Origin of the sequence: Pseudomonas sp. NFX224 (assembly GCF_048565165.1) — a bacterium.
Classification (GTDB): Bacteria; Pseudomonadota; Gammaproteobacteria; order Pseudomonadales; family Pseudomonadaceae; genus Aquipseudomonas.
On sequence record NZ_CP183416.1, the window covers coordinates 1,527,526 to 1,539,567 of the forward strand.

Below are 12,042 nucleotides of genomic sequence, written 5' to 3' on the forward strand. Positions count from 1 at the left end.
TCGGCCACCAGAGCAAAATCATATTGGCGTATCGCGAAATAGCGATATAAAGTTCGCTTCATCGCGATATAGCGTTTTACTGATCACGAGCACACAGCCATGAACCTTGACCTCGACGAAATAATAAAAGCCCTGGCGCACCCAGTACGGCGAGACATCCTGCACTGGCTCAAAGACCCGAGCGTCGAATTTCCCGACCAGTCCCATAGCAACGAGCACGGCGTTTGCGCCGGGCAGATCGATCAACGCTGCGGTCTGTCGCAGTCCACGGTGTCTGCGCACCTGGCAACCCTGCAACGCGCCGGCCTGATCAGCAGCCGCAAAGTCGGCCAGTGGCACTTCTTCAAACGCAACGAGGAAACCATTCAGGAGTTCCTCAAAATCTTCAGCAAAGCGCTCTGACCCTAGGGGGCGTTCTCAATTAGTTTTCACACCGCGCCGGAAACCAATTGAGAACGCCCCCTAACGTCAGCCAGCCGACAAGGAATTAACCAATGCCCCTCTCGCTACTCATCCTCGCCTTGAGCGCCTTCGCCATCGGCACCACCGAGTTCGTCATCATGGGCTTGCTGCCCGACGTAGCGGCGGACCTCGGTGTGTCGATCCCCGGCGCCGGCTGGCTGGTGACCGGTTACGCCCTGGGCGTGGCCATCGGTGCGCCGTTCATGGCACTGGCCACCGCCAAACTGCCGCGCAAGGCTGCATTGGTGGCACTGATGGGCATTTTCATTATCGGCAACCTGCTCTGCGCAGTGGCCAGTGACTACAACGTACTGATGTTCGCCCGTGTGGTCACAGCTCTGTGTCACGGCGCCTTCTTCGGGATCGGCTCTGTTGTAGCCGCCGGACTGGTGCCTGCCAACAAACGCGCCTCGGCCGTGGCCCTGATGTTCACCGGCCTGACCCTGGCCAACGTGCTCGGCGTGCCGCTGGGCACTGCGCTCGGGCAGGAAGCCGGCTGGCGTTCGACCTTCTGGGCGGTAACTGTGATTGGTGTGATTGCGCTGATCGGCCTGATCCGCTACCTGCCGGCCAAGCGCGACGAAGAAAAACTCGACATGCGTGCCGAACTGCGCGCTCTCAAAGGCGCCGGTATCTGGTTGTCGCTGAGCATGACTGCGCTGTTCGCCGCGTCGGTGTTCACCCTGTTCACCTACGTCGCACCGCTGCTGGGCGAAGTGACCGGTGTCTCGCCCCGTGGCGTGACCTGGACCCTGATGCTCATTGGCCTGGGCCTGACCGTCGGCAACATCATCGGCGGCAAGATGGCCGACAAAGGCCTGGCCGCGACACTGATCGGCGTCTTCATCGCCATGGCCGTAGTGTCCACCGTATTGACCTGGACCAGCGTCGCGCTGATCCCGACCGAAATCACCCTGTTCCTCTGGGCCACCGCCTGTTTCGCCGCCGTACCGGCGCTGCAAGTCAACGTGGTGACTTATGGCAAAGCGGCACCGAACCTGGTTTCGACCCTGAACATCGGTGCCTTCAACGTCGGCAACGCCTTGGGCGCCTGGGTTGGCGGTAGCGTCATCGCCCACGGTTTCGGCCTGACCAGCGTGCCGCTCGCGGCCGCCGCGCTGGCGGTACTCGCTTTGCTGGTGACCCTGATTACTTTCCGTCAGAACGGCAATCCCGAGCTGGCTCCTGCTACCCACTGATTCACTTACCTCACGAGGGTTGTATTAATGACGACTATTTTCGATCCGATCAAACTGGGCGACCTCGAGTTGGCCAACCGCATCATCATGGCCCCGCTGACCCGCTGCCGCGCCGACGAAGGTCGCGTACCCAACGCGCTGATGGCCGAGTACTACGTGCAACGCGCCACCGCCGGGTTGATCCTCAGCGAAGCGACCTCGGTCACGCCAATGGGCGTCGGCTACCCGGACACCCCGGGTATCTGGTCCAACGACCAGGTGCGTGGCTGGGCCAACGTGACCAAGGCGATCCACGGCGCGGGTGGCAAGATCTTCCTGCAACTGTGGCACGTGGGTCGTGTATCGCATTCGTCGTACCTCAACGGTGAAGCGCCGGTCGCACCGAGCGCCATCCAGCCCAAAGGTCACGTCAGCCTGGTTCGCCCGCTGTCTGACTACCCGACCCCGCGCGCTCTGGAAACCGCTGAAATCGCCGACATCGTCGACGCCTACCGCACCGGTGCCGAAAATGCCAAGGCCGCTGGTTTCGACGGCGTGGAAATCCACGGCGCCAACGGTTACCTGCTCGACCAGTTCCTGCAAAGCAGCACCAACCAGCGCACCGACAACTACGGCGGCTCCCTGGAAAACCGTGCGCGGCTGCTGCTGGAAGTGACCGATGCCGCAATCGAAGTCTGGGGCGCCGGCCGCGTGGGTGTGCACCTGTCGCCACGCGCCGACTCCCATGACATGGGCGACGACAACCTGGCCGAAACCTTCACCTACGTCGCTCGCGAACTGGGCAAACGTGGCATCGCGTTCATCTGCTCCCGCGAGAAAGAAGGCGCCGACAGCCTTGGCCCACAACTCAAGGAAGCCTTCGGCGGCCCTTACATCGCCAACGAACGCTTTACCAAGGACAGCGCCAACGCGTGGCTGGCCAGCGGCAAGGCGGATGCGGTCGCTTTCGGCGTCCCGTTCATTGCCAACCCTGACTTGCCGGCTCGCCTGAAAGCCGACGCGCCGCTGAACGAAGCGCGCCCGGAACTGTTCTACGGCAAGGGCCCGGTTGGTTACATCGACTATCCGACGCTGTAATTCACACCGTATAGTTTCAAAGGCCTCCGCGCACTTGCGCCGAGGCCTTTTTTTGTGTCCGTAAAAATCAAACAATACTGCTTTTACTAACGTTCTCGACTTCCCGCCCTCAAACACTCTATTCACATCAAGAAAGATAAATTTATACCTCACTTAAGCTTGCTTATTGAATATGCGCCACTCACGAACAACAATGACTTAAACCCATTAACACCCAAGCACAACTGAAAAGGAATTCAGCCAATGCCTTCACCCGTAAAACCCCTAAAGCATACACTGACAGGGTTAACATTCGCCCTCATGACCAGCAACGCCAGCGTTGCTTCAAACGAAATACATAAGCCACTTATTAAATCCGAAGACCCGGACACAACGACTATTCACTACTACCTTCAAAACCTCACAAACAGCACAATGAAGCTTTCAAAGCCTACAAAAAAACAAATCAACGCTTCCTTCCCCATCAATGAGTTCGATGTCCCCGCCAAGGGCCGAAACGATTACGCAGCTGATTTTCCAAAATTCTTCAGCGCTATTGCTTTCGGTAAAGCGACCGAGTTGACAGAAACATTTGCCTACGCTTCGGGAAACAAGGAATGCCTATACACGGCGTCCATTGAAGTCAGGCTGGAAAAACAAGGGGACGACGTCGAACGAGTACCCCACTGGTCGGGCAAGGGAAAATCAACGGGCGCTGAAGCGGCCGACTGCTCGACTGAAATTCTTGAAGTGCAAAAGGGCTACCCAAACAGCATGAGCATTGAGTTCACCATGGAATAACCCACGCCCCCATCTACGAGCAACCCAATATGCACACCTACAAACTGCCAATACTTGCATTGCTTTTATTTTATTCAATCAATGCAAGCAGCATGACCGACACCGTCATCACCCTCAAACTTTCGAACAATACTTTCGGCACATTAAAAATGAAGAGCATTTCGGGCCTGGAAGTTCCGCTGAATGGTCCCTTGATACTATTTAACGTCGGACCAGGCACCCAAGAGTTCCTCGACATTCCCTACTCCAGACCATTCACACTCGACAAATCAGGTTGGCAACCTCTCAGGCAAAAAATTGCACCTGTCAGCCTCGACCTGGAATATGAAGTACATGGTTATCGATGCCGATTGAAAACCCGAATGGAGGCACCGGTCAGGTACGGTGTTTTAGAGCCTGACTACAAACCTGACTGGAAGATAACAGTCGTACCTTCAGGAAGTGGCCAGTACCAATGCAACGCGACGATTTCAAAAAGGATGACGAGACCACCCTTCAGTTACAGGGTTGACTTTAGTATCAGTAAATAGCCGTCGAAATAAATCGGAGGGAAACGCCCCGACCTCTGTCCCCCCTCCCTCCGAGCTCCCCTGCGCCCCGAGATCAGTTCGCAAACCGATGTCCGCACGGTGCAAAAAACGGAAGACTCACCTTCGCTGATAGTAACGACACAAAATTCCTACAAATTACTGAGCTCGCTACCTGTCAACCTGCCGAGTGTAAGTATATAAAAGCAGCCCATTGCCCCAGCGCGCGTGAAGAACTGTTCATCTACGGCGCCAGCGGTTGACGCACCTGACGCCAATTCCGCATTTTGCTTTATTTGCGCAGGCTGGGGCTAAAGCGCAACAGGTCCAGCCCGGTATCAACCCAACGCTCGGCCTCAATGTGCAGCTGAAAGCTGTCGGGGGCCAACAGCCACTGATACAGAATGCCATCGATAAAAGCGTGCAAGCTGATGGCGGCTCGGGCGGTGTCGAGGTTTTCCGGCAACTGCCCGCGATTCACTGCGTTACTCAAAGCCAGGCCGATCCGCACATTGCAGTCAAGGCTGGCTGCCACGCGCTGTTGGCGCAGGTCGCACATTTCATCGGTGAATTCGCACTTATGAAACAGAATTTCGTTGATGCGCCGGGTTTTCGGGTCCAGTGCAACTTGATGAAACAAATGAATCAACAATTTGCGCATGCAGCCCAACGGATCGAGTTCGTCTTCGCTCTCGCTGGCCCTGGCCATTTCTTCCAGCGGCTCCTGCAAGGTGTCGAGCATGGCCTGCACCAGATCCGCCTTGTTGCTGAAATGCCAGTAAATAGCCCCGCGCGTGACGCCGGCCAGGGTCGCGATATCCGCCAGGGTGGTTCGGGCCACGCCCCGCTCGTAAAAGGCTTTCTCGGCCGCTTCGAGTATCTGGCTACGGGTTTCTTGAGCTTCCTCTTTGGTGCGACGAACCATGGCAGTACAACCTCAATCAGGATGCTTCAGCGATGTCTGAATACCAGCTGAATAAAAGTGGGGCGAGCGTTCTTGGGTATCGTCCCCGGGCCTACAATTCCAATCTTTCAGCGGCGTCTGTAACGGCATGGATACGCAGCCAAGGTATTTACAAACAGCCGTGAACGTAAGTATATTCATTAGCATGCTACTTATCCACCCGGCACCCCATTTTTACCTTCCATCTTTTCTTGTGCGTTTATTTCGCGCCTGACCCGAGGATTTTCATGCAATTCAAGCCAGCTGTTACCGCTCTGGTCGCCGCCGTCGCCCTGGCATCGCTGCTCAGCGGATGCAAAAAGGAAGAAGCACCACCGACCGCACCACCGCCTCAGGTCGGTGTCGTCACCCTTCAGACGCAAACGTTTACGCTCACTTCGGAATTGCCGGGGCGCACCAGCGCGTACCGCGTTGCCGAGGTTCGTCCGCAGGTCAACGGCATCATTCTCAAGCGTCTGTTCAAGGAAGGCAGCGACATCAAGTCCGGCCAGCAGCTGTACCAGATCGATCCATCGATCTATGAAGCGACCCTGAAAAGTGCCGAAGCCAACCTTCGTTCGACCAAATCGGTTTCCGATCGCTACCAGCAACTGGTCAACGAACAGGCCGTGAGCCGTCAGGAATACGACACTGCCGTGGCCAACCGCCTGCAATCGGAAGCCGCGCTGCAAACCGCCCAGATCAATGTGCGCTACACCAAGGTCTACGCGCCACTGACCGGTCGTATCGGCCGCTCTACGGTCACCGAGGGTGCGCTGGTCAGCAATGCCCAGACCGAGGCGATGGCTGTGATTCAGCAACTCGACCCGATCTACGTCGACGTGACCCAGTCTTCGGTTGAATTGCTGCAACTGCGCCGTGACTTGGAAAGCGGTCGCCTGCAAAAGGCCGGCGACAACGCCGCGACCGTCAAGCTGACCCTCGAAGACGGCAGCCAGTACAAACTCGACGGCAAGCTGGAGTTCTCCGAAGTCTCGGTTGACCAGACCACCGGCTCCGTGACCCTGCGCGCCGTGTTCCCGAACCCTGATCACACGCTGCTGCCAGGCATGTTCGTACACGCCCAGTTGCAGGCCGGTGTGAACAGCGCGGCGATCCTGGCCCCGCAACAAGGCGTGACCCGCGATCTCAAAGGCACACCGACCGCACTGGTCGTCGGCCCGGACAACAAGGTCGAACTGCGTCAGCTCAAGGCCAGCCGTACCGTCGGCAACCAATGGCTGATCGAGGACGGTCTGAAAGCCGGCGATCGCCTGATTACCGAAGGCCTGCAATTCGTCAAACCTGGCATTGAAGTCAAGGCCAGCGATGCGACCAACGTAGCCGCCAAGAACCCGGCCCCCGCACAGGCAGCTGACAAGGCTTCCAGCGGCAAAGGGGAGTAACCCATGTCGAAATTTTTTATCGACCGTCCGATTTTCGCCTGGGTAATCGCACTGGTGATCATGCTGGTCGGGGCTCTATCGATCCTCAAGCTGCCGATCAACCAGTACCCGAGCATTGCGCCTCCGGCCATTGCCATTTCCGTGACCTACCCGGGCGCGTCTGCGCAAACCGTGCAGGACACCGTGGTGCAGGTGATCGAGCAGCAGCTCAACGGTATCGACAACCTGCGTTATGTGTCCTCGGAAAGTAACTCCGACGGCACCATGACCATCACCGCGACCTTCGAGCAAGGCACCAACTCCGATACCGCACAGGTTCAGGTCCAGAACAAACTGAACCTGGCCACCCCGCTGCTGCCGCAAGAAGTGCAGCAACAGGGTATCCGCGTGACCAAGGCAGTGAAGAACTTCCTGCTGGTGATCGGCGTGGTGTCGCGTGACGGCAGCATGACCAAGGACGACCTGTCCAACTACATCGTGTCGAACATGCAGGACCCGATCTCGCGGACCGCCGGTGTCGGTGACTTCCAGGTGTTCGGTTCGCAGTACGCCATGCGTATCTGGCTCGACCCGGCCAAGTTGAATAACTTCAACCTGACCCCGATCGACGTCAAGACCGCCATCGCCGCACAGAACGTGCAAGTATCGTCCGGTCAACTCGGCGGCTTGCCTGCCCTGCCCGGCACCCAGCTGAACGCGACGATCATCGGCAAGACCCGTCTGCAGACCGCTGAGCAGTTCGACAAGATCCTGCTCAAGGTCAACAAGGACGGTTCCCAGGTTCGTTTGAAAGATGTCGCCGAAGTCGGCCTGGGTGGTGAGAACTACAGCATCAACGCTCAGTTCAACGGTGCCCCGGCATCCGGTCTGGCGGTGAAACTCGCCACCGGCGCCAACGCGCTGGATACCGCCAAGGCGCTGCGCACCACCATCGACAACCTCAAGCCGTTCTTCCCGCAAGGGATGGAAGTGGTGTTCCCGTACGACACCACGCCGGTGGTGACCGAGTCGATCAAGGGCGTGGTTCACACCCTGGTTGAAGCGGTTGCGCTGGTGTTCCTGGTGATGTTCCTGTTCCTGCAGAACTTCCGCGCCACCATCATCACCACGATGACCGTGCCGGTGGTATTGCTCGGTACGTTCGGCATCCTCGCGGCGGCCGGTTTCAGCATCAACACCCTGACCATGTTCGGTATGGTGCTGGCCATCGGCTTGCTGGTGGACGACGCCATCGTCGTGGTGGAAAACGTCGAACGGGTGATGAGCGAAGAAGGCCTGTCGCCCAAGGAAGCCACCAAAAAATCCATGGGCCAGATCCAGGGTGCATTGGTCGGTATCGCCCTGGTGCTGTCGGCGGTATTGCTGCCGATGGCGTTCTTCAGCGGTTCCACCGGTGTGATCTACAAGCAGTTCTCGATCACCATCGTCTCGGCCATGGCCCTGTCGGTACTGGTTGCACTGATCTTTACCCCGGCGCTGTGCGCCACCATGCTCAAGCCGATTGCGAAAGGCGAGCACGGCACCCCGAAACGCGGCTTCTTCGGCTGGTTCAACCGCAACTTCGACCGCGGTGTCAGAAGCTACGAGCGTGGCGTGGGCAGCATGCTTACGCACAAAGCGCCGTACCTGTTGGCGTACCTGATCATCGTCGTCGGCATGATCTGGCTGTTCACCCGTATTCCAACAGCGTTCCTGCCAGAAGAAGACCAAGGCGTACTGTTCGCCCAGGTGCAAACTCCAGCCGGTTCGACTGCCCAGCGCACCCAAGTGGTCGTGGACGAAATGCGTGAGTTCCTGCTGCGTCCGAGCAAGGATGGCGGTGAAGGCGATGCGGTGAACTCGGTGTTTACCGTGACCGGCTTCAACTTCGCCGGCCGTGGCCAGAGTTCGGGTATGGCGTTCATCATGCTTCGTCCTTGGGACGAGCGTAACGCCGACAACAGCGTGTTCAAGGTGGCAGCCCGTGCCCAACAGCACTTCTTCACCTTCCGTGACGCCATGGTGTTCGCCTTTGCCCCGCCAGCGGTACTGGAGCTGGGTAACGCCACGGGTTTCGACGTGTTCCTGCAGGACCGCGCCGGTATCGGTCACGAAAAACTGATGGCTGCCCGTAACCAGTTCCTTGGCATGGCGGCGCAAAGCAAGATTCTGACTCAGGTGCGTCCGAACGGCCTGAACGACGAGCCGCAATACCAGCTGGAAATCGATGACGAGAAGGCCAGTGCCCTGGGCATTACCATCGCCGACATCAACAACACCCTGTCGATTGCCTTGGGCAGTAGCTACGTCAACGACTTCATCGACCGTGGTCGGGTGAAGAAGGTTTACGTGCAAGGCCAGCCTGGCGCTCGCATGAGCCCTGAAGACCTGAAGAAGTGGTACGTGCGCAACAGCGTCGGCACCATGGTTCCGTTCTCGGCGTTCGCCAAGGGTGAGTGGATCTACGGTTCGCCAAAACTGGCCCGTTACAACGGCGTGGAAGCGATGGAAATCCTCGGTGCCCCGGCGCCGGGTTACTCCACCGGTGAAGCCATGGCCGAAGTCGAAGCCATTGCCAAGAAACTGCCGGCCGGTGTCGGTATTTCCTGGACCGGCCTGTCGTACGAGGAACGTTTGTCCGGCTCGCAAGCACCAGCGCTCTATGCCCTGTCGCTGCTGATGGTGTTCCTGTGTCTGGCGGCGCTGTATGAGAGCTGGTCGATTCCGATCGCGGTGATGTTGGTGGTGCCGCTGGGGATCATCGGTGCGTTGATGGCTACCAGCCTGCGCGGTTTGTCCAACGACGTGTACTTCCAGGTGGGCTTGTTGACGACCATCGGTCTGGCGGCGAAAAACGCCATTCTGATCGTCGAATTCGCCAAGGAACTGCACGAGCAAGGGCGCAGCTTGCGCGACGCGGCGATTGAAGCCTGCCGCATGCGTCTGCGACCGATCATCATGACCTCGCTCGCCTTCGTCCTCGGTGTGGTACCACTGGCGATATCCACGGGCGCGGGCTCGGGTAGCCAGCATGCCATCGGTACCGGCGTGATTGGCGGTATGATCACCGCCACCGTACTGGCGATCTTCTGGGTCCCACTGTTCTTCGTCACTGTGTCGGCCATGGGTCAGCGTAAAAAAGTCGACCAGCAAGACGCTACTGAAACTCCTAAAGAGGCTGGCTAATGAGCAAGTCGCTACTCTCCCTGGCAGTCGCCGCCTTCGTGCTCGGTGGCTGCTCGCTGATACCTGATTATCAGCAGCCGGATGCTCCGGTGGCGGGCCAATACCCTCAAGGGCCGGCGTATTCGCCGGCCCAGGCACCGGCGCAAGCCGCTGCCGAGCAGGGCTGGAAGCAGTTTTTCCATGACCCGGCACTGCAGCAGTTGATCCAGGTGTCCCTGGAAAACAACCGTGACCTGCGCGTCGCGGCCCTGAACATCGACGCGTTTGCGGCTCAGTACCGCATCTCCCGCGCCGATCTGTTCCCGGCCGTGTCGGCCAATGGCACCGGCAGCCGTCAGCGGGTTCCGGCCGATGCGTCGCAGACCGGCGAAGCCGGCATCACCAGTTCCTACTCGGCCACCGTGGGCGTCAGCGCCTATGAACTCGACCTGTTCGGGCGGATTCGCAGCCTGAACGAAGAAGCGCTGCAGAAGTACTTCGCCACCGAAGAAGGCCGCCGCAGCACGCAGATCAGCCTGGTGGCCAGCGTGGCCAATGCCTACCTGACCTGGCAGGCCGACAAGGAACTGCTGAAGCTGACGCAGGACACCCTCGCCGCGTTCGAGGAGAGCTACAAGCTCACCGCGCGCAGCAACGAAGTCGGGGTCGCTTCGGCCCTGGACCTGGCGCAGTCGCGTACCTCCGTGGAAAACGCCCGTGCGCAACGGGCGAAGTACACCCGTCAGGTCGCTCAGGACGAGAACAGCCTGGTGTTGCTGCTCGGCACCGGTATCCCGGCCAACCTGCAAACGGCCAAACCGCTGGCGGATGATCTGTTGGCCGAAGTTCCGCCGGGCCTGCCGTCGGATTTGCTGCAACGTCGTCCGGACATCCTGCAAGCCGAATACAACCTGAAAGCGGCCAACGCCAACATCGGCGCGGCACGCGCAGCGTTCTTCCCGAGCATCAGCCTGACCGCCAATGCCGGGACCCTGAGCCCGGACCTGTCCGGTCTGTTCAAGGGCGGTTCGGGCACCTGGCTGTTCCAGCCGCAGATCAACCTGCCGATCTTCAACGCCGGCAGCCTGCGCGCCAGCCTGGATTACTCGAAAATCCAGAAAGACATCGGCGTGGCGAACTACGAGAAGTCCATTCAAACGGCCTTCCAGGAAGTCGCCGACGGCCTGGCCGCCCGCCAGACCTACGTGCAACAGTTGCAGGCGCAGCAAGACTTCGTCAGCGCCAACCAGGACTACTACCGTCTGGCCGAGCGCCGCTACCGCATCGGTGTCGACAGCAACCTGACCTTCCTCGACGCACAGCGTCAGCTGTTCAGCGCGCAGCAAGTATTGATCACCGACCGTCTGGCGCAACTGGTCAGTCAGGTGAACCTGTACAAGGCATTGGGCGGTGGCTGGAATGAGCAGACGGCAAAGATCGAGCCGTTGAAGGAAGAAGCGCCAAAGTTGAAGTTGTTCTGATCCGGCAATAAATAACCGCAACATGGAAACGGACTCCCCATGTTGCGGTTTCGTTACAAGAACTCATACTGACCAACACACTCCGCACCTACACCATAAAACCCACTCACTTTCCAATCAAAGTCAATGGAGCTCCTGATAGTTCTTTGACTCCACAGAAAAATTATTGCACCGAAACGTGACCTTAAGAGTAAAATCCTCGCCGGCCTTAGCAAAATTCAACGAAAACCGAAAGTTACCCTCAACCCGTGCAACCTTGCCATAATTTTCAACAAACCTGAAGAAAATCTCTCCAAGCGCCTCAGTGCTTCTATTGTACTCATCAGCAAGGCCCCGTAGCCTGAACATTGCGGACGCTTCAGGCCATTCGCCAGTAATCTGATGAGTTATTCCAGCTGCCAAGCCTTTACCTACAACCTGTACTTTCAGACCGAGTTCTTCATCTATAGCCGTCAGAAAAAAGCAATTTTCTTTATTGTCCCACAGATCAAAATACACTTCCCTTAAATTAACTTCTACCGTCTTTTCTTCATCACCTTCAAGAACATACTCTCCATACACTCTATCGGCTAGTACTTGAGGAATTACCCTTCCCTTATAAACTAGATTCCCGTCACCATCTTTCGTATATTCAAACCACTTACCTTCTACAATATCCATAACAACATCTCCCTTCAAAGAAGAAAACCACACAACAACAAAAACAATACTAGACTTTAAAAACGCCAAAACAACTATCAGATATACTAGGTTGACACCCTCTCCAAGCTCATACACTCTGAAGAGCTAACCAATATTAAAAAAACAAAATAAATGACTCCATATAAACCAGAAAACATATTGCCTTCCATTTTCGTTCGATAATCGCCCAAAACCCGCTTTCAGCAATTGAACCATCCAGTACATTCCACGCACCATCCGAACCACAAAACCAATAACAACAGGTTCGACACCATGCCCCCGCGCCCCGCCCTGTCCGGCTGATCCCCAAGCGTTACCCCAAAAAATCGTTTATCTGCCCGC

General features: G+C 57.6%; 10 protein-coding genes. 8 read left to right on the forward strand and 2 right to left on the reverse strand.

Features of this window, described 5'->3' with window-relative positions:
* The first annotated feature begins 99 nt into the window (after positions 1-99).
* The 5 genes from ACNYC6_RS06900 to ACNYC6_RS06920 all read left to right on the forward strand — a co-directional run bounded on the left by ACNYC6_RS06900 (position 100) and on the right by ACNYC6_RS06920 (position 4,048).
* Positions 100-402: an ArsR/SmtB family transcription factor gene (locus ACNYC6_RS06900; RefSeq protein ID WP_419711663.1), complete on the forward strand. Its 303-nt coding sequence runs from the start codon at positions 100-102 to the stop codon at positions 400-402.
* Between the two features lie 92 nt (positions 403-494).
* Entirely contained in the window at positions 495-1,661 is a 1,167-nt protein-coding gene (locus ACNYC6_RS06905; protein ID WP_419711664.1) for an MFS transporter, read from the forward strand.
* Between the two features lie 27 nt (positions 1,662-1,688).
* The gene (locus ACNYC6_RS06910) at positions 1,689-2,738 is read left to right on the forward strand and encodes an alkene reductase (protein ID WP_419711665.1); all 1,050 of its coding nucleotides are present in this window, start codon (positions 1,689-1,691) and stop codon (positions 2,736-2,738) included.
* Between the two features lie 243 nt (positions 2,739-2,981).
* Complete coding sequence (locus ACNYC6_RS06915) at positions 2,982-3,518, forward strand: hypothetical protein (protein ID WP_419711666.1); 537 nt, start codon at positions 2,982-2,984, stop codon at positions 3,516-3,518.
* 29 nt (positions 3,519-3,547) lie between these two features.
* Positions 3,548-4,048, forward strand: a complete 501-nt coding sequence (locus ACNYC6_RS06920) for a hypothetical protein (RefSeq protein ID WP_419711667.1) — start codon at positions 3,548-3,550, stop codon at positions 4,046-4,048.
* 289 nt (positions 4,049-4,337) lie between these two features.
* Here ACNYC6_RS06920 and emhR read toward each other — a convergent pair whose 3' ends face one another.
* The gene (emhR, locus tag ACNYC6_RS06925; protein WP_419711668.1) at positions 4,338-4,970 is read right to left on the reverse strand and encodes an efflux system transcriptional repressor EmhR; all 633 of its coding nucleotides are present in this window, start codon (positions 4,968-4,970) and stop codon (positions 4,338-4,340) included.
* Positions 4,971-5,236: 266 nt separating this feature from the next.
* Here emhR and ACNYC6_RS06930 point away from each other — a divergent pair, with 266 nt between their 5' ends.
* The 3 genes from ACNYC6_RS06930 to emhC are packed head-to-tail and all read left to right on the forward strand — an operon-like array spanning position 5,237 to position 11,019.
* Positions 5,237-6,394, forward strand: a complete 1,158-nt coding sequence (locus tag ACNYC6_RS06930; protein ID WP_419711669.1) for an efflux RND transporter periplasmic adaptor subunit — start codon at positions 5,237-5,239, stop codon at positions 6,392-6,394.
* A gap of 3 nt (positions 6,395-6,397) precedes the next feature.
* On the forward strand, positions 6,398-9,559 hold the full coding sequence (gene emhB, locus ACNYC6_RS06935) for an efflux RND transporter permease subunit EmhB (RefSeq protein ID WP_419711670.1): 3,162 nt from the start codon (positions 6,398-6,400) through the stop codon (positions 9,557-9,559).
* On the forward strand, positions 9,559-11,019 hold the full coding sequence (gene emhC / locus ACNYC6_RS06940; protein ID WP_419711671.1) for an efflux RND transporter outer membrane subunit EmhC: 1,461 nt from the start codon (positions 9,559-9,561) through the stop codon (positions 11,017-11,019). The genes emhB and emhC overlap by 1 nt, the downstream gene beginning before the upstream one ends.
* Positions 11,020-11,142: 123 nt before the next feature.
* Here emhC and ACNYC6_RS06945 read toward each other — a convergent pair whose 3' ends face one another.
* Complete coding sequence (locus ACNYC6_RS06945) at positions 11,143-11,679, reverse strand: hypothetical protein (protein WP_419711672.1); 537 nt, start codon at positions 11,677-11,679, stop codon at positions 11,143-11,145.
* Positions 11,680-12,042: the final 363 nt, after the last annotated feature.